Annotated in this window: 20 protein-coding genes; 7 read left to right on the forward strand and 13 right to left on the reverse strand. The window is 73.5% G+C overall.

Annotated elements, in window-relative coordinates:
• Positions 1-105 precede the first annotated feature (105 nt).
• The 4 genes from ACFV8H_RS08075 (at position 106) to ACFV8H_RS08090 (ending at position 5,268) form a co-directional block, all read left to right on the forward strand.
• Positions 106-1,116, forward strand: coding sequence for a polyprenyl synthetase family protein (locus ACFV8H_RS08075; RefSeq protein ID WP_380397454.1), 1,011 nt, complete (start codon positions 106-108; stop codon positions 1,114-1,116).
• A 94-nt stretch (positions 1,117-1,210) separates the two neighbouring features.
• The gene (locus tag ACFV8H_RS08080) at positions 1,211-1,873 is read left to right on the forward strand and encodes a response regulator transcription factor (RefSeq protein WP_360244863.1); all 663 of its coding nucleotides are present in this window, start codon (positions 1,211-1,213) and stop codon (positions 1,871-1,873) included.
• A gap of 345 nt (positions 1,874-2,218) precedes the next feature.
• Positions 2,219-4,216 carry a 2-oxoacid:acceptor oxidoreductase subunit alpha gene (locus ACFV8H_RS08085; protein WP_380397456.1) on the forward strand — a complete coding sequence of 666 codons (1,998 nt, stop codon included), beginning with the start codon at positions 2,219-2,221 and terminating at the stop codon, positions 4,214-4,216.
• Entirely contained in the window at positions 4,213-5,268 is a 1,056-nt protein-coding gene (locus ACFV8H_RS08090) for a 2-oxoacid:ferredoxin oxidoreductase subunit beta (RefSeq protein WP_380397458.1), read from the forward strand. Before ACFV8H_RS08085 ends, ACFV8H_RS08090 begins: the two co-directional genes overlap by 4 nt.
• Before the next feature lie 86 nt (positions 5,269-5,354).
• Here the strand turns inward: ACFV8H_RS08090 and ACFV8H_RS08095 are convergent, their stop codons facing one another.
• The 3 genes from ACFV8H_RS08095 to ACFV8H_RS08105 all read right to left on the reverse strand — a co-directional run bounded on the left by ACFV8H_RS08095 (position 5,355) and on the right by ACFV8H_RS08105 (position 7,918).
• Positions 5,355-5,735, reverse strand: coding sequence for a VOC family protein (locus ACFV8H_RS08095; protein WP_380397460.1), 381 nt, complete (start codon positions 5,733-5,735; stop codon positions 5,355-5,357).
• 154 nt (positions 5,736-5,889) lie between these two features.
• A complete protein-coding gene (locus tag ACFV8H_RS08100) occupies positions 5,890-7,575 on the reverse strand; it encodes an LCP family protein (RefSeq protein ID WP_380397462.1) in 1,686 nt (561 codons plus the stop codon).
• Positions 7,568-7,918: a DUF6542 domain-containing protein gene (locus ACFV8H_RS08105; protein ID WP_375889009.1), complete on the reverse strand. Its 351-nt coding sequence runs from the start codon at positions 7,916-7,918 to the stop codon at positions 7,568-7,570. The genes ACFV8H_RS08100 and ACFV8H_RS08105 overlap by 8 nt, the downstream gene beginning before the upstream one ends.
• Before the next feature lie 417 nt (positions 7,919-8,335).
• On the opposite strand from ACFV8H_RS08105, the gene ACFV8H_RS08110 reads away from it, so the two are divergent.
• The gene (locus tag ACFV8H_RS08110) at positions 8,336-8,977 is read left to right on the forward strand and encodes a TetR/AcrR family transcriptional regulator (protein ID WP_380397464.1); all 642 of its coding nucleotides are present in this window, start codon (positions 8,336-8,338) and stop codon (positions 8,975-8,977) included.
• Positions 8,978-9,105: 128 nt separating this feature from the next.
• Here the strand turns inward: ACFV8H_RS08110 and ACFV8H_RS08115 are convergent, their stop codons facing one another.
• The 5 genes from ACFV8H_RS08115 to ACFV8H_RS08135 form a co-directional block, all read right to left on the reverse strand.
• Complete coding sequence (locus ACFV8H_RS08115) at positions 9,106-9,813, reverse strand: hypothetical protein (RefSeq protein WP_380397466.1); 708 nt, start codon at positions 9,811-9,813, stop codon at positions 9,106-9,108.
• 203 nt (positions 9,814-10,016) lie between these two features.
• Complete coding sequence (locus ACFV8H_RS08120) at positions 10,017-10,799, reverse strand: GNAT family N-acetyltransferase (RefSeq protein ID WP_380397468.1); 783 nt, start codon at positions 10,797-10,799, stop codon at positions 10,017-10,019.
• A 64-nt stretch (positions 10,800-10,863) separates the two neighbouring features.
• The gene (locus ACFV8H_RS08125) at positions 10,864-11,424 is read right to left on the reverse strand and encodes an RICIN domain-containing protein (RefSeq protein ID WP_380397470.1); all 561 of its coding nucleotides are present in this window, start codon (positions 11,422-11,424) and stop codon (positions 10,864-10,866) included.
• Between the two features lie 80 nt (positions 11,425-11,504).
• Positions 11,505-11,954, reverse strand: a complete 450-nt coding sequence (locus ACFV8H_RS08130; RefSeq protein ID WP_380397472.1) for a CAP domain-containing protein — start codon at positions 11,952-11,954, stop codon at positions 11,505-11,507.
• Between the two features lie 131 nt (positions 11,955-12,085).
• Entirely contained in the window at positions 12,086-15,007 is a 2,922-nt protein-coding gene (locus ACFV8H_RS08135) for a BTAD domain-containing putative transcriptional regulator (protein ID WP_380397473.1), read from the reverse strand.
• 134 nt (positions 15,008-15,141) lie between these two features.
• Here ACFV8H_RS08135 and ACFV8H_RS08140 point away from each other — a divergent pair, with 134 nt between their 5' ends.
• A complete protein-coding gene (locus tag ACFV8H_RS08140; protein WP_380397475.1) occupies positions 15,142-16,590 on the forward strand; it encodes a BTAD domain-containing putative transcriptional regulator in 1,449 nt (482 codons plus the stop codon).
• A 22-nt stretch (positions 16,591-16,612) separates the two neighbouring features.
• On the opposite strand, the gene ACFV8H_RS08145 is transcribed toward ACFV8H_RS08140, so the two are convergent.
• Complete coding sequence (locus tag ACFV8H_RS08145; RefSeq protein WP_380397477.1) at positions 16,613-17,110, reverse strand: hypothetical protein; 498 nt, start codon at positions 17,108-17,110, stop codon at positions 16,613-16,615.
• Between the two features lie 140 nt (positions 17,111-17,250).
• Entirely contained in the window at positions 17,251-17,730 is a 480-nt protein-coding gene (locus ACFV8H_RS08150) for a hypothetical protein (RefSeq protein ID WP_380397479.1), read from the reverse strand.
• A 222-nt stretch (positions 17,731-17,952) separates the two neighbouring features.
• On the opposite strand from ACFV8H_RS08150, the gene ACFV8H_RS08155 reads away from it, so the two are divergent.
• Complete coding sequence (locus tag ACFV8H_RS08155) at positions 17,953-18,624, forward strand: hypothetical protein (RefSeq protein ID WP_380397480.1); 672 nt, start codon at positions 17,953-17,955, stop codon at positions 18,622-18,624.
• Between the two features lie 302 nt (positions 18,625-18,926).
• Here the strand turns inward: ACFV8H_RS08155 and ACFV8H_RS08160 are convergent, their stop codons facing one another.
• From ACFV8H_RS08160 to ACFV8H_RS08170, 3 genes are all read right to left on the reverse strand, one after another.
• Positions 18,927-20,057, reverse strand: coding sequence for a methyltransferase domain-containing protein (locus tag ACFV8H_RS08160; RefSeq protein ID WP_380397482.1), 1,131 nt, complete (start codon positions 20,055-20,057; stop codon positions 18,927-18,929).
• A 215-nt stretch (positions 20,058-20,272) separates the two neighbouring features.
• The gene (locus tag ACFV8H_RS08165; protein WP_380397643.1) at positions 20,273-21,121 is read right to left on the reverse strand and encodes a helix-turn-helix domain-containing protein; all 849 of its coding nucleotides are present in this window, start codon (positions 21,119-21,121) and stop codon (positions 20,273-20,275) included.
• 213 nt (positions 21,122-21,334) lie between these two features.
• On the reverse strand, positions 21,335-21,535 hold the full coding sequence (locus tag ACFV8H_RS08170) for a DUF397 domain-containing protein (protein WP_380397484.1): 201 nt from the start codon (positions 21,533-21,535) through the stop codon (positions 21,335-21,337).
• Positions 21,536-21,539: the final 4 nt, after the last annotated feature.

Genomic DNA, 21,539 nt, shown 5'->3' on the forward strand with positions numbered 1-21,539 from the left:
GCCCGTGCAGTGATCCACTCGCGACCGGATACCCTGCCTGTATGGCCAGCGGCGGCACTCAGGGACCAGGCCGCTAGATCGACCAGGGACAGAGGAGTGGTCTTCGTGACCGTCGTGGGACCCTTCGGGCTCAGCGTGCAGGACCGCGACCTGACCCGGGACGTCCAGGCCGGACTGGACGCGGTGGAGGCGGCGCTCTCCGAGGCCGTCAAGAGCGACGTCCCCTTCATCACCGTCACCGCCTCCCACCTGATCGAGGCCGGCGGCAAGCGCTTCCGCCCGCTGCTCCTGCTGCTGGCCGCCCAGTTCGGCGACCCGGGGGCGCCCGGCGTGGTGCCGGCCGCGGTGGTCGTCGAGCTGACCCACCTGGCCACGCTGTACCACGACGACGTGATGGACGAGGCCCCGGTGCGCCGCGGCGCGGAGAGCGCCAACTCCCGCTGGGACAACTCGGTGGCCATCCTCACCGGCGACTTCCTGTTCTCCCGCGCCTCCCAGGTGCTGGCCGACCTCGGCCCGGAGGCGGTGCGGATGCAGGCCGAGGCCTTCGAGCGGCTGGTGACCGGCCAGATCCTGGAGACCCGCGGCCCCGGCCCGGAGTCCGACCGGCTGCTGCACTACCTGGACGTGCTGGCCGGCAAGACCGGATCGCTGATCGCCGTCTCCTGCCGGATAGGAGCGCTGATGGCCGGCGCCCCGCCCGCACTGGTGGACACCCTCGGCGAGTTCGGCGAGCGGATCGGCATCGCCTTCCAGCTGGCCGACGACGTCCTGGACGTCGCCAGCGACGGCCACGAGTCCGGCAAGACCCCCGGCACCGACCTGCGCGAGGGCGTGCCGACCCTGCCGACCCTGCTGCTGGAGCAGATGCCGGCCGACCCGGACGACCCGGCCGACACCCGGCTGCGCGAACTGCTCGACGGGGACCTCTCGGACGACGACCTGCACGCCGAGGCGCTGCGCCTGCTGCGCGCCCACCCCGCCCTGGAGCGCGCCCGCCGGGAGACCCTGCGGCACTCCGAGGAGGCCCGGGCGCTGCTGGCCCCGCTGCCGGACTGCGCGGCGAAGGCCGCCCTGGACGGGCTGTGCGACGCGGTGGCGATCCGCACCATGTGACCGTCCCCGGGCGGATCCGACCCCGAGCCCGTGCGGGCGCGGGCGGATGGGGGAGACTGACACCCGTCAGCTCACGCCTGCCCGGAAGGTCGCCATGCGCCGCGTCGTCATCGCCGAGGACTCCGTACTGCTCCGGGAAGGCCTGACCAGGCTGCTCACCGACCGCGGCCTGGAGGTCGTGGCGGGGGTCGGGGACGGCGCCGCCCTGGTGAAGACGATCCACGACCTGGCGGCGGCCGACGCCCTGCCGGACGTGGTGGTCTCGGACGTGCGGATGCCCCCGACCCACACCGACGAGGGCCTGCGCGCCTGCGTGGAGCTGCGCGGGCGCTACCCGCAGCTGGGCGTGCTGGTGCTGTCGCAGTTCGTGGAGGAGCGCTACGCCTCCGAGCTGCTGGCCGGGTCGACCCGGGGCGTCGGCTACCTGTTGAAGGACCGGGTCGCCGAGGTGCGCGAGTTCGCGGACGCGGTGGTGCGGGTCGCCGAGGGCGGAACCGCGCTGGACCCGGAGGTGGTGCAGCAGCTGCTCAGCCGCAGCCGCAAGGGCGACGTCCTGGCCAATCTCACGCCGCGCGAGCGCGAGGTGCTCGGTCTGATGGCCGAGGGGCGCACCAACGCCGCCGTGGCCAAGCAGCTGGTGGTGTCCGACGGGGCCGTGGAGAAGCACGTCAGCAACATCTTCCTCAAGCTGGGGCTGGCGCAGAGCGCGGAGGACCACCGCCGGGTGCTCGCGGTGCTGACCTACCTCAACTCCTAGCCGGGGGCCGCCCGGGACTGTTCGGGCCGTCCGGGGTTTGTGCGGGGGCCGCCAGGCTGTTCGGGCCGTCCGGGGTTTGTGCGGGGGCCGCCAGGCTGTTCGGGCCGTCCGGGGTTTGTTCGGGGACTGTTCGGGGCGCCCGCCGCGGGGCGGCTGCTCCGTACCCGGAATGATCTCCGGCGGCCGGGCGTTGTCCTTGGGTGCGGTACCGGCGTGGGCGGGGGAAATTCCTGCGGGAGTTCCAACCGGGCCCGAGGTCGCGCGCATAGGATGCGAGCGGTGCACCAAGCGGACGGGGCACGGGGCCGCGCCCGCGGTGGTGCGTCCACGAGGAGGTCCGCGGCAGTGACCAGTCAGGTCGATCAGTCGGAGGCAGTGGACGGATCGGGCGGCGACGAGGGTCGTACCGGCAGTGGTGACGGACGCCCCGGCGCGGCCGGACCAGCCGGCCCGCACGCCCCGGGCGGTCCACCGGAGAGGCGCCCCAAGCCCGTTCGCAGACTCGACCGGGTGATCATCCGGTTCGCGGGGGACTCCGGGGACGGCATGCAGCTCACCGGTGACCGGTTCACCTCGGAGACGGCCGCGTTCGGCAACGACCTCTCCACGCTGCCGAACTTCCCGGCCGAGATCCGGGCCCCCGCCGGCACCCTGCCGGGCGTCTCGTCCTTCCAACTGCACTTCGCCGACCACGACATCCTCACCCCGGGCGACGCCCCGAACGTGCTGGTGGCGATGAACCCGGCGGCCTTGAAGGCGAACCTGCCGGACCTGCCGCGCGGCGCGGAGATCATCGTCAACACCGACGAGTTCACCAAGCGCGCGCTGGCCAAGGTCGGTTACGCCGCGGACCCGCTCGGCGACGACTCGCTGGACGCCTTCCACCTGCACCGGGTCCCGCTCACCACGCTGACCCTGGAGGCACTCAAGGAGAGCGGGCTGGCCCGCAAGGACGCCGAGCGGGCGAAGAACATGTTCGCCCTGGGCCTGCTGTCCTGGATGTACCACCGGCCCACCCACGGCACCGAGTCCTTCCTGCGCGCCAAGTTCGCCAAGAAGCCGCAGATCGCCGAGGCCAACATCAGCGCCTTCCGGGCGGGCTGGAACTTCGGCGAGACCACCGAGTCCTTCGCGGTCTCCTACGAGGTGCCGCCGGCCAAGCTCCCGGCCGGGCGCTACCGCAACATCTCCGGCAACCTGGCGCTGTCCTACGGGCTGATCGCCGCCGGGCAGCGCTCCGGGCTGCCGCTCTACCTGGGCTCGTACCCGATCACCCCGGCCTCGGACATCCTGCACGAGCTGAGCCGGCACAAGAACTTCGGGGTGCGCACCTTCCAGGCCGAGGACGAGATCGCCGGCATCGGCGCCGCGCTCGGCGCGGCCTTCGGCGGGGCGCTCGGCGTGACCACCACCTCCGGGCCGGGCGTGGCGCTCAAGTCGGAGACGATCGGCCTGGCGGTCTCGCTGGAACTGCCGCTGCTGGTGGTGGACATCCAGCGCGGCGGGCCGTCCACCGGCCTGCCGACCAAGACCGAGCAGGCGGACCTGCTGCAGGCGATGTTCGGCCGCAACGGCGAGGCGCCGGTGCCGATCGTCGCCCCGGCCACGCCCGCCGAGTGCTTCGACGCGGCGCTGGAGGCGGCCCGGATCGCGGTGACCTACCGCACCCCGGTGTTCCTGCTCTCGGACGGCTACCTGGCGAACGGCTCGGAGCCCTGGCGGATCCCGGAGGTCGACGAACTGCCGGAGATCGACCCGAAGTTCGCGACCGGCCCGAACCGCGAGGACGGCGCCTTCTGGCCGTACCTGCGGGACCAGCACACCCTGGCCCGCCCCTGGGCGGTACCCGGCACGGCCGGCCTGGAGCACCGGATCGGCGGCATCGAGAAGCAGGACGGCACCGGGAACATCTCCTACGACCCGGCCAACCACGACCTGATGGTCCGCACCCGGCAGGCCAAGGTCGACGGGATCACCGTCAAGCCGGTGGAGGTCGACGACCCGACCGGCGACGCCCGGGTGCTGGTGCTCGGCTGGGGCTCGACCTACGGCCCGATCACCGCGGCGGTGCGCCGGGTGCGCGCGGACGGCGGCGAGGTCGCCCAGGCGCACCTGCGCAACCTCAACCCGTTCCCGGCCAACCTGGGCTCGGTGCTGCGCAGTTACGAGAAGGTCATCGTGCCCGAGATGAACCTGGGCCAGCTCGCGCTGCTGCTGCGGGCGAAGTACCTGGTGGACGCCGAGTCCTACAACCAGGTGCGCGGACTGCCCTTCAAGGCGGCGCAGTTGGCGGACGTGCTGTGGGCGGCGATCGGCACCCTGGACGAGGAGGACCACCGATGAGCGAGCACGCGTTCCCGTCCTTGCAGCTGGTGCCCAAGGCCGACGGGCCGCAGAGCGCCCGGGACTTCAAGACCGACCAGGAGGTGCGCTGGTGCCCGGGCTGCGGGGACTACGCGGTCCTGGCCGCGGTGCAGTCCTTCATGCCGGAGCTCGGCATCAGGCGGGAGAACACGGTCTTCGTCTCCGGCATCGGCTGCTCCTCGCGCTTCCCGTACTACATGAACACCTACGGGGTGCACTCGATCCACGGCCGGGCGCCGGCGATCGCGACCGGGCTGGCCTCCTCCCGGCGGGACCTCAGCGTGTGGGTGGTGACCGGGGACGGCGACGCGCTGTCGATCGGCGGCAACCACCTGATCCACGCCCTGCGGCGCAACGTCAACCTCAAGATCCTGCTGTTCAACAACCGGATCTACGGCCTCACCAAGGGCCAGTACTCGCCGACCAGCGAGCTCGGCAAGATCACCAAGTCGACCCCGATGGGCTCGCTGGACGCGCCGTTCAACCCGCTGTCGCTGGCGATCGGCGCCGAGGCCTCCTTCGTCGCCCGCACCATCGACTCGGACCGCCAGCACCTGCAGTCGGTGCTGCGGGCGGCGGCCGAGCACGAGGGCACGGCACTGGTGGAGATCTACCAGAACTGCAACATCTTCAACGACGGCGCCTTCGAGGTGCTCAAGGACGCCGGCACCCGGGACGAGGCGCTGATCCGGCTGGAGCACGGGCAGCCGATCCGCTTCGGCGCGGACGGGGCCAACGGCGTCTTCCGGGGCGCGGACGGCGAGTTGTCCACCGCCCCGGTGACGCCGGAGAACGAGGCACGGGTGCTGGTGCACGACGCCCACGCGGCCGGCCCGACCGGCGCCTTCGCGCTCTCCCGGATCGCCGACGCGGACACCCTGCACCACACGCCGATCGGCGTGCTGCGCGACGTCCGGCGCCCGGTCTACGACGACCTGATGGACAGCCAGCTGGCCACCGCCGTCGCCCACCGCGGGCCGGGCGACCTGGCGGCCCTGCTGGCGGGCGGCGACGCCTGGACGGTGGACTGACCACCCCGCCCGGTCCCGTCCCGCCGCGACGCGACGCGTGGGCGCCCCCGTCCCCTTCCGGGACGGGGGCGCCCACGCGTTCACGGCTACGGCCGGGCCCACTCCACCAGCTCGATCGGGACCCCGTTCGGGTCGGTGACCTGGAAGAGCCTTTCGCCCCACGGCTCCTCGCGCAGCGGCAGGGTGATCTCGACCCCCTCGCCGCGCAGCCGCGCCTCCTCCGCCGCGATGTCCTCGACGGTGAACGCCAGGATCACCCCGTCCGCGGTCCGGTGCCGCTGCTCCTCGGGCAGCACCTCCAGCCCGCGCCGCAGGTAGACGACGTCCACCCCGCCGCCGGGGTGGCCGAGCGAGACGAAGCCGTCGGCGGACATCAGCTCGGTGTAGCCGAAGTGCCGCTGGAGGAAGGCGGCGGAGGCGCCGGTGTCCTCGACGGTCAGGGAGACGACGGTGCTGGTGATCTGCATGCGGAGCCCTCTCGTCACTGCGCACGGTTATCCCGTACGCAGTACACTATACATAGTACGGAGAATTACGCCAGGAGTCGGCCAAGGGTCGGCCAGGGAAAGCGCCGAGGGAGGCCCCGGCGGGGACCTCCCTCGTGCGGTGCCGCGGTTCGCGTCAGAAGACGCAGGGGATGCCGCCGTCGGACGTGGCGTCGACGCCGGGGCCCTGCATCGGCAGGTTGGCGGCCGGGTCGCCGGTGGGGGCGGGGCCGCCGGGGGTGGCGGACTTGTCGTCGGCGCCGGTGAAGGCGGTGCCGAGGGTGACCACCACGTGGTCGGCGGCGGCGGTGGCGGATTCGGTGGCGGTGACGCCGTAGCGGGCGGCGACCTGGTCGGCGGCCTCCTTGGCGCCCTTGCCGTAGGTCACCGTGGTGGTCTTCGGCTTGCTGCGGGCCGGGCCGGTGGTGCCCTCCTTGAAGCCCATCGCGACCAGGGCCTTGGCCTCGGCGGAGGAGGAGACCCCGGCGGCGGTGGAGGCGTTGTACACGTCGACGGTGGCCGGGGAGGCCGCCTTGGCCGGGGCGGTCGCGCTCGGCGAGGGGCTGGCCGGGGCCTCGGTGGTGGGGGCGTCGCTGGCGCCGCCCGCCGGGGCGGCGGGTGCGGCCGCGTCGGCGTAGCCGAACAGCTGCTTGACCACCTTCTGGATCTTCGAGGGGGTGACCAGGTTGACGTCCTGGCCGTTCCTGGTGCCGAAGCCGTCGAAGGTCAGGGTGTTGAACTCGACGTTGCCGCCGGTCAGCGCCGGGGCCTGCTGGGCGAAGTCCAGGACGTTCCACTCGTTGTCGATCACCAGGTCCTTCTGGACGACGCCGAACAGGTCCTTGAGCTTGCCGAGGTCGCTGATGATGCCGTCCTGCTTGAGCTTGTGCACGACGGAGGAGATGAAGGCCTGCTGGCGGTGGGTGCGGGCGAAGTCGCCGGTGTTGCCCTTGCCGTCGTCCAGGTTGTGGCGCTGGCGGACGAAGGCCAGCGCCTGGGAGGCGTTGAGGGTGTTGATGCCCTTCTTGAAGTCGGCGCCGGAGCCCTGGCCCTCCATCGCCGGGTCCTTGGTGTCGTGGGTCAGGCAGACCTGGATCGGCTCCACGGCCTTGGCGATGTCGTAGAAGCCCATCAGGTTGACCTCGGCGATGTGGTCCACCGGCTGGTTCACGAAGGTCTGGACGGTGCGGATGGTGGCCGCGCGGCCGGCGTCGCGGCCGGCCTTCTCCAGGTCGGCGCCCTTGAGGCCCTTGGCCTTCGGGCTCCGGTCGAAGGCGTCCTTGGCGTTGCCGTACGCCTCCTTGATCTTGTGCATGCCCTGCTGGGAGCCGTCGCCGTTGTAGGTCATGACGTAGTCGTCGCGCGGGATGGAGACCGCCTGCACCTTGCCGCCGCCGGCCGGTATGTGCAGCAGGATCAGGGAGTTGGTGTTGTAGCCGCCGATGTCCGAGCTGTGCCCGGCGTGCAGTTCGTCCTGGACGAACTGCGGGGGCAGGTCGGAGCCGTCCATGGCCTTGCGGCTGTCCAGGCCGATCAGCAGCAGGTTGACCGAGTTGTCCAGGTGCTTGGGGGCGTCCTTCTTGGTCTCCGCGATCGCGTTGGACGTGGTCATCCCGTCGGTCAGCGACGTGTACTCGTACCAGACCACCCCGCTGGCCGCGAACACCGTGAAGCCCACCGTGGTGGCGACCACCCGGCCGGCGATCAGCAGCGGGGAGTTGCGGCGGCCCGCCGCCGGGGCCCCCGCGGCCCTGCGGTCGGCGGCCCGGCCCCCCGGCCGTTCCCCTTCCCGTTCCCGCTCGCGCTCGCGCTCGTCAGCCATGCTGCCTCCTCCGGTCCAGGACCACCCGGGCCACGATCACCAGCAGGGCCGCCACGGCGGCCTGCGCCATCACCGGGAAACCGTGCACCACCCACTTCGCGGCGCCGGTGGCCAGTGCCTTGCCCCGGTACGTGTCGCCGTTCGCGGCCAGTTCGGCCGCGGCCGTCACGCCGAGCACCACCAGCGGGGAGGCGGCGACCACCCACCACCAGCCGCGGCGGGTGCTGAGCCCGGCCGCGACGCCGGTGCCGAGCACCGCGCACACCGCGAAGGCCAGGCCCATGCCCGGCCCGGAGAGCTCGTCGACCACCGCGCCGACCAGCGGCAGCCCGAGGGCCGCCACCGCGGGCAGTGCGGGCCCGCCGGAGAAGGGACGTGTGGGGCCCGCGGGCCGGCTCGTCGTCCGCCGTCGCGAACCCTGGTCGGACGAACGTCCTCGCTGCCCCGCCACTCACTCACCCCCGGGTGTTCCCGTGCTTCGCGCGCCACGTCGGCGCTGCGCCGGGTCTGCCGTGGTAGAGCGGTTGCGGCGCTGCCAGTACGGGACGCTGGTGTTCGGCCGGCCGGTTCCCGTTCTCGGTTTCCCGCTGCTGCTCGGGGGCAGGCCCGTTTTCGGATTTGCTCTACAGAGGTGTAGAGATCGTACGCAGCATAGAGCACGCCTGTTCGGTGGCAAGTCCGCTCGTGAACGGGCCAGCAGACACTACACCGGGCAGTTTCTGAGACGGTCGGCGGGGCGCCGACGGAGAAGGAGAAGGTCGTGGCGACCACGGGCGCAGCGGGACGGCCGGAGAAGCGCAGGGCGATCACCGGGGCCGCGACCACGGTGTTCGGGCGGGAGGGGTACGTCCGGGCCAGCATGGACGCGATCGCGGCCGAGGCCGGGGTGTCCAAGCGCACGGTCTACAACCACTTCGCCGACAAGGAGACCCTCTTCCTGTCGGTGGCGCTGCAGAACTCGGCGGAACTGGCCGAGCGCATGCGGGAGTTGCTGGCGGAGCACCTGGACGGGGCGGTGGACGTGCGGCGCGCCCTCACCGCCTTCGCGGTGGAACGGGCGAACGCGGCGCCGGCCGCGGGTGAGCTCGGGGCGCTCGGCCGGGCGATCCGGGCCGAGGTGGCCAACATCCCGGCGGACGTCCTGGAGGCCTGGCTGGAGACCGGCCCGGCGGCGGCCCAGCGCGCCCTCGCGCAGTGCCTGGCGGAGCTCGGCGGGCGCGGGCTGCTGGCGGTCCCGGACCCGGGGCTCGCGGCCGAGCGGTTCACGCTGCTGACCTTCCACGGCGTGGCCGAGCGCTCCTTCTGGGGCGCCCTGCCGGTGGCCGAGGAGGAGGTCCGGCGGACGGCGGAGTCCGGGGTGGACGCCTTCCTGCGGATCCACGGCGGGCCGGCCGCGGGCTGAGCGCGTACCGGTGGGAATGCCGGTGGGCGGGGCGGTAGGAATGCCGGTGGGCGGGGCGGCCCGGAGCCGCCCCGCCCACCGGGTCATCGAAGGTTCACCGGCGGTCGCCGCCGGTCACCGTCGACCGGTCACTTCCAGTTGACGCCCTTGCCCAGGGTGTACGGCTCGCCCCAGTACTCGGCGCCCGACACCTTGGTGGCCGTCGGGGCCAGCGCCAGCACGCACGAGGTGATCGACTGCCCGTTGGTGAAGCCCTTCGGGAAGGACGGGTGCGGGCACTTGTCGAAGCTGCCGATCAGCATCACCTCGGCGGCCTCCGAGCCGTCCGGCAGGGTGCCCTTCACCTGGGTCAGGCTGGAGAAGGACAGGTCGGTGCTGCCGGTGTTGGTGACCTTGAAGCGGATGTAGTACGGCACCATGCCCGCGGCCTTGTCGCCGAGCTTGAGCGAGGTGAGGTCGGCCGGGTCGCCCTTGTCGATCGAGGTGACCGCGAGCGCGACGGTGCCCTTGGTGCTGCCCGAGCTGAACGGGATGGTCGCCGCGTCGCCGATCTTCACCGTGGTGCCGGGCGCCGCCGTCGGACCGGCCTGGGCCGGGGCGCCGCCGGTGGTCCCGCCGGTGGCCGCACCGCCGGTGCCGCCGGTCGGCGCGGCCGCCGAGGCGGAGGCCGCCGGGGTGGTCGGCGCGGCGGACGGCGTGGCCGGGGCCTGGGTGGCCGGCGGGGTGGTGGCGCTGTCGGACGACGCGGCGTCGTCGTTGCAGGCGGTCATGGTGAGCGCGCCGACCACGGCCAGGCCGGCCAGGGCCATGGTGCGACTGTTGCGGATGGTCTTCATGTGACGTCCCCCGTGCGTGCGGACCGCCGTGGCGGCGGTTCTCCTGAGGGACGTTCATAGCGCAGTGGGGAAGCCGGGCGCCATTCCTGGCCGCCGTCTTGACGCCGCCGTGACGAGTCCCACGCGGGTTCGTGACAAGGGATGCCGAGTCGTGATCAGTGGTACCCGAACCGCCTGTCACCTCGGTCGCGGGCCGGCGGCGCTCAACGCGCCGTCAGCACCAGTTCGTTGTAGGTGGTGACGGTGGTGAAGCCGAGCTGCCGGTAGAGGTGGATCGCCGGGGCGTTGTCGGTGCGGACGTTGAGGCCCAGGTGGTCGGTGGTCGGGGCGAGCCGGCGGGTCAGTGCGGTGACGCAGGCGCGGGCGAGGCCGCGGCCGCGCGCGTCGGGGTGGGTGACGACGTTGCCGAGCACGGCGACCCGGTGGGCGGGGGAGTGCACGTGCACCCCGGCGGCGGCCAGCAGCCGCCCCCGCTCGCGGACGCCGACGTAGCCGCCGTCGGCGAGCAGCCGCGGGTCGAACCAGGACTCGGGGTAGCCCTCGGCCAGCAGGGCGCGCAGGTCGCCCTGATCGGACGGGGTCAACGGCCGGGTGCGGTGGCCGGGTTCGGCGGGGAGCAGCCCGTGGTCCGGGAGGATCATCCGCAGCAGCGGGGTGCGCCGCTCGGTGGTGTAGTCGGGGGCGAGGGCCCGCTCGGCGCCGTCCGGGAGCCCGGCCGTGAAGCGGCGCGGCAGGAAGGGGCGCAGCGCGCCGAGCAGGTCCTCCAGGGCGGGGGCGGCGGCGGGCCGGGCGAAGGCGAGCAGCACCGGGGTGTCGCCGCCGCTGTAGAGCAGGGCGACCGGCCCGTGGTCGGGATCGGCGGTGTACCAGGCGGTGTTGGGCCAGAGGGTGTCGTCGAGGTCGCCGAGTTCGAACAGGTGCAGCGCGGGGTCGGTGCGGAACCGTTCGGCGAGCGCGGTGCGGTCGTGCAGGCTGATGAGGGGCACGTGATCGAGGATAGGCCCGCTCCGCCGGCCGCCTCCGGCCGGCGGAACGGGCCCCGTGGGGTGCTTACTTGTGCCAGCGCTGGGCCGGGTCGCCGGCGTTGCAGGAGGTCACCGAGGTGTACTGGGCGATGCCGTTGCCCTTGAGGCACTGCCCGGTGGCGACGTTGCGGATCAGGTACCAGCCGCGGTCCTCGTCGGTCAGCCGCCACTTCTGGTTGGCGCCCATCCCGGGGCCGTTCTGCTGGTTGAGGCCGTCCCAGCCGCCGGGGGTGTCCCAGAGCTGGACGGCGCCGGTGCCGTGCGAGTCGAGGTCGAGCACCTTGCCGTTGCCGCCGTGCGAGATGGCGGTGGTGCCGTCGCAGTAGTCCCAGAACGTCCAGGTCTGGGCGGGGGACTGGTTGGCGGTGTAGGTGCCGACCCGCGTGCCGTTGGTCTCGTTGTTGGACGGCAGGTCGAGGGCGCCGGCGGAGCCGTTGAAGACGTTGACGGTGGCGCTGACGGACGGCCCGAGGTCGCAGGGTCCGGGGGTGGCCGCCTGGGCGGCGGGGGCGGCGATCAGGACGGTGGTGGCCAGGGCCGCGGCGGCGCCGAGTCCGGCGAGCAGGCGGCGGGTGGGGGTGGTCATGGCGGTTCTCCTTCGGGTGGGGTGCGGTGGGTGTTACTGCGTCACTGCGTCATTGCGTCACTGCGGTGCGCGGTCGGCCGTCAGACCTGGCCGAGGGTCAGCACGTAGCGGCCCGGGGCGCCGGAGCGGCCGGGGGCGAAGCCGGTGCCGAGGTGGTTGAAGCGCGGGTCGAGCACGGCGTCGCGGTGCCGGGGGCTGTTCATCCACAGCTGGACGGCCCGGGGCACGCTGTCGGCCGGGGCGATCAGCTCGGCGGCGAAGCGGAACGCGAAGCCGGCCGCCCGGACCCGGCGCCAGGGCGTGCTGCCGTCGGTGCCGTCCTGCTGGAGGAGGTCGTGCGCGGCGAGGTCGGCGGCGTGGCGCTGGGCGGCGGCGTCCAGCCGTCCGTCCGGGGTGAGCGGCCGGGCGCCGGCGTGGACCCGCCGGAAGTTGACGGAGGTCAGCAGCTCGGTGCGGAAGTCGACGCCCGGTCCGGTCGGGTCGGCTGTCGCGGGGGTCAGGACCCGGCCGCCCTGCACGAGCGTGGTCATGGGTCGCGCCTCTCCTCGGGGTGTCGCCCCGGGGCGGCGGGTGCCGCGGTCCGGGGCCGGATGAGGAGTACGGTCCCGGACCGCGGTAGACAGGCGGTCAACGCGCGTAGCGGGCGATCACCCGGGGCCGGTCACCCCAACTCGGCCAGGACGGCGCTGACCTGGGCCGCGTCCTCGTCGAGGCCGAGCCGCCGGTAGCCGTCCAGGGCGTCGGTGAGGCAGGCCCGGGCCTGGCGCGGGCGGCCGAGGCCGGAGAGGGCGGTGCCGAGGGTGCGCAGCAGTCCGGCCTCCAGGGCGGGGCTGGTGCGGCGGGCCTGCGGCAGGGCGGCCTCGGCGACGTCGGCGGCGAGCAGCCAGCGCCGGGCCTCGCCGTGGATCCGGGCGGCGAGCTCCCCGGCGGCGGCCTCGAACACGGTGACCTGGAGGGCGGCGAACTCGTCCCGGGCGCCGAGCGCGTGGGTGAGGGCGGCCGGGCCGTCCCCGCACAGCCGCAGGACCCGGGCCAGGTAGTAGCGGCCGGTGGCGGCGGAGACCGGTCCGCCGGCGGTCATCAGCCGGGCGCCGCGTTCGGCGGCCTCCCGGGCCTCGGCGAGGCGTCCGGTCTGGGCGGCGTTGAAGGCGAACTCGCCGAGGGCGCTGCCTTCGGCGCGTTCGGCGCCGAGGCGGTGGAAGAGTTCGGCGGCGCGGCCGGCGTGTTCGGCGGCCTCGGCGTGGCGGCCGTGGACGCGGGCGTTGCCGCCGAGGTTGACCAGGGCCTTGGCGAGGACCCGTTCGGTCTCGGGCGTGGTGCAGAGGTCGACGGCGCGGCGCAGCTCCGCCGCCGACTCGGCGTAGTGGTTGAGGTGCCAGAGCATGGCGCCGCGCAGGTAGCGGGCGAGGGCGAGCGGGCCGGGTTCACCGCGGGCCCCGGCCTCGTCGGCGAGGCGTCCGGCGAGGTCGACGATGATGCCGGTCTGGGTGCGTTCGGCGAGTACGGCGCCCATCCGGTCGGCGAGTTCGGCGGCGCGGTCGAGCGGCCGGGAGGGGTCGGCGCAGCTGAGCGCGATGGCGGCGGCGTGCACCTCGGCCTGCTCGCGCATCCAGCGCACGGCCTCCTGGCCGTCGGCGATGGGCACGCCGGGGGAGGTCACGGGGGCGCGGAGCAGGCTGAGTTCGGCGTCCTCGGCCTTGCGGGCGGCCCGGTCGGCGTTGCGGGCGGCGGCGAGGCAGAAGTCGGTGAGCCGGTCGGCGGCGGCGGTGTGTTCGGCGGTCGGTTCCTCGGCGGCGAGCCGGCCGCGGGCGTAGTCGCGGACGAGGTCGTGGAAGCCGTAGCGGCCGAAGCGGGGGGAGTGCAGCAGGTTGAGGTCGACGAGGGTCTCCAGCAGCCGGTCGGCCTCGTCCTCGGTGCGGCCGAGCAGTGCGGCGGCGCAGGGCAGCGGGAGGTCGGGGGCGTCGGGCAGGGAGAGCAGGCGGAAGGCGCGGGCGAGTTCCGGGTCGAGGCGGTGGTAGGAGAGGGCGAAGGTGGCCTCGACGGTCCGCTCGCCGTCGCTGAGTTCGGCCAGCCGGTGCTCCTGGCGCAGTCCTTCGGCGAGGCCGGCCAGGGTGAGCGCGGGGTCGGTGGCGAGCCGGGAGGCCGCGATCCGGACGGCGAGCGGCAGCAGGCCGCAGGCCCGGACGACGTCCTCGGCGGCCGCCGGTTCGGCGGCGACGCGGTCGGCGCCGACGATCCGGGTGAGCAGTTCCAGCGCCTCGGCGGGCGGCAGGGTGTCCAGGCGCAGGTGGTGGGCGCCGGAGAGGCCGGTGAGCCGCCGTCGGCTGGTGATCAGGACGGCGCAGCCGGCCGCGCCGGGCAGCAGCGGTTCGACGTGGTCGAGGGTGGCGGCGTTGTCGAGGACGACGAGGACGCGCCGCCCGGCGAGGGCCGAGCGGTAGAGGGCGCTGCGTTCGCCGGTGTCGTCGGGGATCTCGCCGGGGGCGACGCCGAGGGCGCGCAGGAAGCCGGCCAGCACGCTGCCCGGGTCGGGCGGGGTGCGGTCGGCGCCGCGCAGGTCGGCGAAGAGCTGGCCGTCGGGGAAGCGGGCGCGGACCTGCCGGGCGGTGTGCACGGCGAGGGTGGTCTTGCCGACGCCGCCCATGCCGTCCAGGGCGGAGACCACGACGGCGCGCCCGCCGGCCCCGGCCAGCCGGTCGGTGAGGGCGTCCAGTTCCTCGGTGCGGCCGGTGAAGTCGGGCAGTCCGGAGGGCAGCTGGTCGGGCGCCTGCCAGGGCTCGGCGGCGGGTTCGGGGTCGGCGGCGGAGGCCCGGGCGGGCAGCAGGGTGGTGTCCTCGCGCAGGATGCGCAGCTGGAGTTCGGCGGCGGCCCGGTCGCGCGGGGGCAGGGTGGGGCGGGCGTCCTCGTAGACGGCGAGCGCCTCGGCCTTGCGTCCGGCCTGGTAGAGGGCGCGCATCAGGACGGCGGTGAGCCGGGGCCGGCCGGGGTGTTCGAGGGCGAGCGCGGTGGCCTCGGCGGTGAGGTCGGTGCGGTCGCCGAGGTCGGCGTCCAGTTCGAGCTGGGTCTCCTTGGCCGAGATGCGCTGTTCGGCGAGGCCGGCCCGGAGCGCTTCGGCGTGCGGTCCGGGGAGCCCGGCGAGGGCTTCGCCGGCCCACAGCCGCTGGGCGCGGCGCAGCACCTCCCGGACGTCCTGCCCGGGCGCGTCCGCCCGGCGCAGGTGCTCGGCCTCGGCGAGCAGGGCCTGCCACTGCTGGGTGTCGGTGGGGGCGGTGCGCAGGGCGTAGCCGTCGCCGACGCGGTGCAGCGGCAGCTGGTCCGGGTCGCCGGCGGTGTGCGGCTTGAACGCGGCGCGCAGCCGGGAGACGGCCAGCTGGACGGCCTTGCGCGGGTCGGAGGGCGGGGTGCCGCCCCACACGCCCTCGACCAGCACCGAGGTCGCGACCGTCCGCCCGGCGGCGCCGATCAGCACGGCGAGCAGGGCGCGCTGCTGCGGGCGGCCGAGCTCCACCTCTTCCGTCCCGTACCAGGCCCGTAGCGGGCCGAGCAGCGCGAAGCGCAGTCCGGTCCCCCCGATGTCCACCATGTCGTCCCGTTTCGTGAGTCGTCGCGTGCCGGGTTCTCGCCACTTCCGTCCGGACGGCGGCGCCCCCATGTCCCGGCTTCTATGCTCTGTTCACAGATTGTGCCCTGGACGTCGGAATTCCGAGAGGGTGGGGAGTGGAGCTCGATTTCCGCGTACTGGGGCCGTTGCGCGCCCGGTGCGAGGGCCGTGAGGCCGACCTCGGCAGGCCGCAGCAGCGTGCGGTGCTGGCGGCGCTGCTGCTCGCCCCCGGGGAGTTGGTGCCGACGGACCGGCTGGTCGAGGGCGTGTGGGGGGAGGACGACGCGCACTGGCCGAAGGATCCGGTGGGCCAGATCGGCACCCACGCGCACCGGTTGCGGCGGGCCCTGGACGCGCCCGGGCTGCTGGTCGCGGCGGCCGGCGGGTACCGGTTGTCGGTGCCGCGCGGCTCGGTGGACCTGTTCCGGTACGAGGCCGCGGTGGCCGAGGCCGTCGCGCTGCGTCACCGGGAGCCGCTGCGGGCCCGGGAGTTGCTGGTCGGGGCGCTCGACGCCTGGGAGGGGCCGCGGGCGCTGGAGGGCGTGCCCGGTCCGCTCGCCGAGCGGGCCCGGGAGCGGCTCGCGGCCGGGCGGCTGGCGGCGCTCAAGGTGCGGTACGACCTGGACCTCGCGCTCGGCGGGCACGAGGAGGCACTGGCGGCGCTGGAGCCGCTGGGCGAACTCGCGCGGGCGTACCCGCTGGACGAGGAGGTGCACCGGCTGCACCTGCTGGCGCTGCACCGCTGCGGCCGTTCCGAGCGGGCGCTGGCGGCGTACGAGGAGCTGCGGGAGCGGCTGGACCGGGAGCTGGGCCTCGAACCGGGGGCCGCGGTGGCGGAGCTGGCCGAGCGGGTCCGGGGCGGGGAGCCGGCGGTGGCGGTGGCGGCGGTGCGGGCACTGCCCCGGCCGTGCCAGCTGCCGCCGGACATTCCCGACCTGGTCGGCCGGGCGGGGTTGGTGGGGGAGGCGGAGCGGGCGCTGCGCGCGCTCGCGGCCGGCGCCTCGCCGGTGGTGGGGTTGTCGGGGCCGTCCGGCAGCGGGGCCTCGGCACTGGCCGTGCACGTCGCGCACACGGTGCAGGACGCCTTCCCGGACGGGCAGTTGTACGCGGCCGGCGGGGAGGCCGGTGCGGTGCTGGCGGGCTTCCTGCGCGCCCTGGGGGAGCGGCCCGGCGACGGCGCGCAGGTCGCGGAGCTGCGGGTCCGGTACCACGAACTGCTCGCCGGACGGCGGGTGCTGGTGGTGCTGGACGGGGTGGCCGACCCCGGGCCGCTGCTCCCGGAGGTGCCGGGCTGCGCCGTGGTGGTGGCGGGCGCCGAGCCCGGGGCGCTGCCCGGCCGCGCCGTGCGGCTCGCGGTGGGACCGCTGGAGCCGCACGACGCCTACGAGCTGCTGGCCCGGATCGTGGGCGCGGAGCGGATCCGCCGCGAGCCGGACGCGGTGGCGGGGCTGGCCGCGGCCTGCGGGTACCTGCCGGTCCTGCTGCGGACGGCGGCGACCCGGCTGGCGGCCCGCCCGCAGTGGTCGGTGGCCGACCTGGTGCAGTGGTTCGCGGGGCGGGGGTGAGCCCGCCTCAGCGGTCTCAGCCTCAGTACAGGTCGGAGGAGAGGGCGACGGTGTTGGAGTCGCTGCCGTTGCTGGTGCGGGGGATGATGCCGCCGTTCCAGTGGACGCCGGAGCGGCCGGCGTCGAAGACCATCAGCTTGGCGTGCGGGTGGCCGGCCGTGCCGAGGGACCAGCAGGCGCCGCCGTTGGCGGAGTAGACCACGAGGTTGCCGTCGGACTGCATGACGGCCTTGTAGCCGCAGCCGAGGGTGCCGCTCGCGTAGGCGACCTTGCTGAACTGTCCGTTGCCGTCCTTCTGGTAGACGACGAAGTTGCCGTCGGGCTGCATGATCACTCGGGCGGTCATGGAGTCGACGTGCCAGCCCGGGTAGAGCGGCTCGTCGTCGTAGATCGCGGTGTAGCCGTTGCCCGTTTCGAGCGCCGCCTGGGCGGTGCCGGTGGTGGCCATCGTCCCGGCCAGGGCGAGGGCGGTGGTCGCGGCGGCCATCGCCACGTGCCGGAGGGTCTTCTTCGTCTTCATGTCCCCGTGTGCCTCTTCCAGATGCTCCGCGCCCGGTGTTCCCCCCGGGGCGCCGTGTCGAATACGAACCCGCCCGCAGTGGTCGGTGGCCGACCCGGTGCGGTGGTTCGCGGGGCGGGGGTGGGCCCGCCCCGGCGGTCTCAGTACAGGTCGGAGCTGCGCAGGGTCGCCCAGTCGAGGCTGTGGCCGGGCGGGTTGGTGAAGGAGATCGCGAGGCCGCCCTTGTTGGCGACCACCAGGGTGGCCTTGCCGGCGGGGTTGGGCTTGAAGGTGCCGCTGGCCCAGCAGACCCGGTTGTTCGCGCCGTAGACGACGAAGTTGCCGTCGCCCTGCATGATCGCCTTGTAACCGCAGCCGAGGGTGCCTGGGGCGACCCACGCCACGGTGGGATAGGCCGTGTTGGCGTTCTTGTAGAGGACCAGGTTGCCGTCACCCTGCATGATCAGGCTGGTGTCGTCGCTGGAGAGGCGGTTGCCCTGGTAGAGCACCCCGGGCTCGTCCATGCCCACCACGGGGTCGGCGTGCGCGGCCCCGGCCGACACCATCGTCGCGGCCAGTGCCAGCGCCCCGGTCGCCGTTGCCATGGCTATGTGACGCAGGCTCTTCTTGGTCTTCTGCATGTCCCCGTGTGCCCCTTCTCTGCGCTCCGCGCCCCGTGATCCCCCGGGGGCGCCGTGTCGAAGAGGATCATGGCGCACGGCGGTAGACAAGCGATGAACGTCACGCCGAGGGGTGCGGCGGGTCAGGGAGGAAGCGGAGCCGACCCGTACGAACGATGCCGTGGCGCGGTGCCCCACGATCATGTTGATCGCATGTCAACCGCGACGCGGGAGGTTGAGGACATGCAGAACACGATCACCGAAACCCGGGGCGCCCGTACGAAGCGTCCGCTGCGAGCCCTGGCCGCGACCGCCGTGGCGGCCGCCGCGCTCGCGGTCAACCTCATCTCCGCGACGCCCAGCAGCGCCGCGCCCAACTGCCAGGGGGTGCCGTCCGGCTGGGACCATCTCACCCAGGGCATGTGCCTGCGGGGCGGCGAGCACATGTCCTCGCCCATTCAGTACGGCAGTGAGGGCCTCGTGGCCACGGAAGAGGCGAACGTCCTCAGCTACCAGCAGGACGGGAACCTCGTCGTCTCGCACTGGAAGACCTGGATCCCGCCGGAGGTCGGCGGAGCGCCCAACCTGGGCACGCTCATCGAGATGATCCAGCGGTGCGTGTCGTTCCACGACTGCTCGGACGGCAGCACGGTCGTCGACGTGCTGTGGAACTCGGGTACCCAGGGCCGGAGCGCGGGCGAGGCCGTCATGCAGGACGACGGCAACTTCGTCGTGTACGACGGCAACGGGAACGCGGCGTGGAGCAGCGGTACCTCCGGGTGCGGCGGCTACTACGTGTGGGGGCGGATGCAGACCGACGGCAACTTCGTGCTGTACAAGGGGCACGCGGCCGGTGACAACAACTGGAAGCCGGTCTGGTCGACGCGGAACGGGCGTACCGGCGAGCCCTGCTGAGTGATCCGTGGCCGAGCAACGCACTGCGCCCGCCCGTCGGACTCCGACGGGCGGGCGCCGGGGCGGCATTGCCCGGCGCGGTGGCGAAGAACAGCGTGGCGGCGAGTGCGAGGCCGCTGCCGGCTGCGATCAGCATCTTGCGCATGGTGGAGTCCCCCTGGAGCGTGTGACGGTGGGGATCGGGTCAAACGGCAGTGACGGTGGCCTGTCAACGGATCCGGATCCGCCCGAATCGTCGGAGGCCGACGATCCGGGCGGGAGGGTGGTGGTCGAGGCGCGTCCTCCCGGGCTGCGGCCCGGGGTCAGCGCACAGTGTTGCCGGGGTCGTCCAGCCACACGTGCTGGTCACCGTCGGCCGTGACGGTCAGGCCGAAGCGGGTCAGTTCCGGTCTGCCGTCCTCCAGCCAGGCGCGGCGCGCGGCCACCACTTCGTCCCACAGTCGCCGAGGCCCGCCCTGGTGGACGGCGTCGGCTTCGTGCCAGTCGCTGAAACGCACGGACGCCCAGGACCCCGAATCGTCCGAGAGCCGGAAGCGGTGGGTGCCGGCCGGGTCGGCCGCCTGCCAGGTGTGCAGGGTCCGGACGCCCGGCACCCGCAGCCCGACGGCGAACGCCGCGTGGACGTTCTCCTCGGCCAGGTCCGGGTCCATGGGGGACGGGCCCCGGCGGGCCGGAGGCAGGTCCGGGCTCGTGACCGTGTGGGGTCGCTGGGCCCGCATCCACATGAACGACACGTCGCCCACGAATCGCCCGTGCGAGTCCCGCCCTCGCTCGCCGACCTCCAGTCGGAGCAGTCCGGCGTTGGCGTACGGGGTGCCCCAGGGGGTCACGATGATTCCGCCGGGGCGGGTCTGCTCGATCCACGCGAGCGGCACCCGCTGAACGGCCGCCGTCGAGTGGATCCGGTCGTAGGGGCCACCGGCGGGGTGGCCGAGCAGGCCGTCGCCGACGATCCGGCGGGGCTTCAATCCGAGTGCCGCCAGGTGCTTTCCGGCGGTGGCGGCCACCGCCGGGTCGACTTCGACCGTGGTGACGGCCCGGTCGCCGAGCCGGTGGCACAGCAGGGCGCTGGTCCAACCGGTGCCGGTGCCGATGTCGAGTGCCGTGTTCCCGTCCGCCACGTCCAGGTGGCGGAGCATGGACGCGACCAGGAACGGCATGGATCCCGACGACGTGGCGATACCGGGTCCGTCCGCCCGTCCGTCGTCGAGCTGGGTGACGACCTGCCGGCCGGAGTTGACCTCGGCCCACCATTCGGCCGGGTCCGCGTCCTTGTTGACCAGGTGGTATCCGGTGGGGGCGGCTCCGTCCTCGACCCAGATGTCGTCAGGCACGAAGGCAGAGCGCGGGGCGCGCTCGAAGGCGCCCCGCCACTCCTCGCCCAGCCCGCCGGCCTCCGCGAGGCCGGCGAGCAACTGCGGGTACTCGTCCATCGGTTCGGGCTCACTTCTTGGGCGGGTCGGTGACGGGCTTGGTCCACTGCCCGTCCGACTCCTTCGGGGACTGCTTCTTGTCCCCGGACCCGCCGCCCTTGCCATCGCCGTGCTTGCCCATGTCGGCCACTCCCTCGGAGGCGCTGGAATCGATGCCAATACGCTAGGAAGGCAGGTGAGTTGGGAACAAACGGATTCTATGGGATTGCACGACGTCACCCGATCGAGGTCATCGCGGCTGTGATCAACGCACGGGCCTTCGAACCATGGACCGCCATGCCCGCCAGTGCGGTGAACGTGTCGGCGTACATGGCCACTTCGCCGGGCTGGGTCAGCGTGAGGTGCCCGGAGACCAGCTCCACGTTCACCTGGGTCGCGTCGAAGATCCAGAACCCTTCCACGGGCATCCTCGTGCGGTGTAGCCGGGCGGGGACGATTCCCACACTGACATTCGGCAGCGTGCTCGCTGCCATTAGCTGCTCGAGCTGCTCCGCCTGGGAGTCGGCGTCACCGAGCCCGTTGCGCAGCACGGACTCCTCGATGAGGAACGCGAAGCGCCGCTGTCCCTGGCGGAGCACGCGTTGCCGTTCCATCCGCACGGCCACGGCAGCGGCCACGTCATCGACCGGGACCCGCCTGAGCTGGACGGCGCGCAACACGTCCTCGGTGTACCGGCGCGTCTGGAGGAGCCCGGGAACGAGCCACGACGAGTAGGCCCGGAACCGGTGCGTTCGCTCGAAGAGCGGCAGAACGGCCTCCTGCGCCCTCCGCAGGCCCGCCTGCTCCATGCGGCGCCACTCCACCCACATGCCTTCGACGGTCCGCAGCGAGGCCACCAGGTCCGCCGCCTCGTCCTCCCTGCCGCAGGCGCGGCACCACGCGCGCAGGTCGTCGGCGGACGGCGAGGTTCTGGCACTGGAGATCCGGGACACCTTGGACGGATGCCAACCGCACAGCACTGCAAGCTGCTTGCCGTCCAGCCCGGCGTCCTGGCGCATCTCCCGAAGGCGATCTGCGAGGACCCTGCGGGCGGCTTGGACGTGAGACGGTCCGGAAGCGGGCATGGGGGTCAGATCAGCTTGTAGTCCTCGTGCGGTGTGGCCCGTTCCCAGACGGACCGTCGGCGAGTCGTCAACGGGGGTGTTCGGGATGATGCCCAGGAAACGCAGCCTCATGACCTCTCCCTGTGTCGGGCCGGTCGCACTCGCGCAAGAACCGCAGGTACGAACCCCGCCCGCTCGTTGGCTTCCAACGAGCGGGCGGGGAGGAGCGGTGGTTCAGGCGAGGTGGTCGAACTCGCCGGCCTTGGCCCCGAGGAGGAGTGTGCGGAGCTTGGTGGCCGAGGTGGTCAGGATGAGAGAGGGGTCATCGGACTCGCGGACGTAGCGGAGATCGCCCTCGCCGCGAGCTAGTTCTACACAGTGGCTGCCATCGTCCGTGTCGCTGAACGACGACTTCTGCCAGCGTAGTTCGGACATCGTG

Source organism: Kitasatospora sp. NPDC059827, assembly GCF_042731675.1.
GTDB lineage: Bacteria > Actinomycetota > Actinomycetes > Streptomycetales > Streptomycetaceae > Kitasatospora.

What these genes read in the sequence shown, in the direction of transcription:
- ACFV8H_RS08080 (WP_360244863.1), top strand. Translation starts at nt 1,211, where the DNA reads ATGCGCCGCGTCGTCATCGCCGAGGACTCCGTACTGCTCCGGGAAGGC.
- ACFV8H_RS08090 (WP_380397458.1), top strand. Translation starts at nt 4,213, where the DNA reads ATGAGCGAGCACGCGTTCCCGTCCTTGCAGCTGGTGCCCAAGGCCGAC.
- ACFV8H_RS08095 (WP_380397460.1), bottom strand. Translation starts at nt 5,735, where the DNA reads ATGCAGATCACCAGCACCGTCGTCTCCCTGACCGTCGAGGACACCGGC.
- ACFV8H_RS08100 (WP_380397462.1), bottom strand. Translation starts at nt 7,575, where the DNA reads ATGGCTGACGAGCGCGAGCGCGAGCGGGAACGGGAAGGGGAACGGCCG.
- ACFV8H_RS08115 (WP_380397466.1), bottom strand. Translation starts at nt 9,813, where the DNA reads ATGAAGACCATCCGCAACAGTCGCACCATGGCCCTGGCCGGCCTGGCC.
- ACFV8H_RS08125 (WP_380397470.1), bottom strand. Translation starts at nt 11,424, where the DNA reads ATGACCACCCCCACCCGCCGCCTGCTCGCCGGACTCGGCGCCGCCGCG.
- ACFV8H_RS08130 (WP_380397472.1), bottom strand. Translation starts at nt 11,954, where the DNA reads ATGACCACGCTCGTGCAGGGCGGCCGGGTCCTGACCCCCGCGACAGCC.
- ACFV8H_RS08135 (WP_380397473.1), bottom strand. Translation starts at nt 15,007, where the DNA reads ATGGTGGACATCGGGGGGACCGGACTGCGCTTCGCGCTGCTCGGCCCG.
- ACFV8H_RS08145 (WP_380397477.1), bottom strand. Translation starts at nt 17,110, where the DNA reads ATGAAGACGAAGAAGACCCTCCGGCACGTGGCGATGGCCGCCGCGACC.
- ACFV8H_RS08150 (WP_380397479.1), bottom strand. Translation starts at nt 17,730, where the DNA reads ATGCAGAAGACCAAGAAGAGCCTGCGTCACATAGCCATGGCAACGGCG.
- ACFV8H_RS08155 (WP_380397480.1), top strand. Translation starts at nt 17,953, where the DNA reads ATGCAGAACACGATCACCGAAACCCGGGGCGCCCGTACGAAGCGTCCG.
- ACFV8H_RS08160 (WP_380397482.1), bottom strand. Translation starts at nt 20,057, where the DNA reads ATGGACGAGTACCCGCAGTTGCTCGCCGGCCTCGCGGAGGCCGGCGGG.
- ACFV8H_RS08165 (WP_380397643.1), bottom strand. Translation starts at nt 21,121, where the DNA reads ATGCCCGCTTCCGGACCGTCTCACGTCCAAGCCGCCCGCAGGGTCCTC.
- ACFV8H_RS08170 (WP_380397484.1), bottom strand. Translation starts at nt 21,535, where the DNA reads ATGTCCGAACTACGCTGGCAGAAGTCGTCGTTCAGCGACACGGACGAT.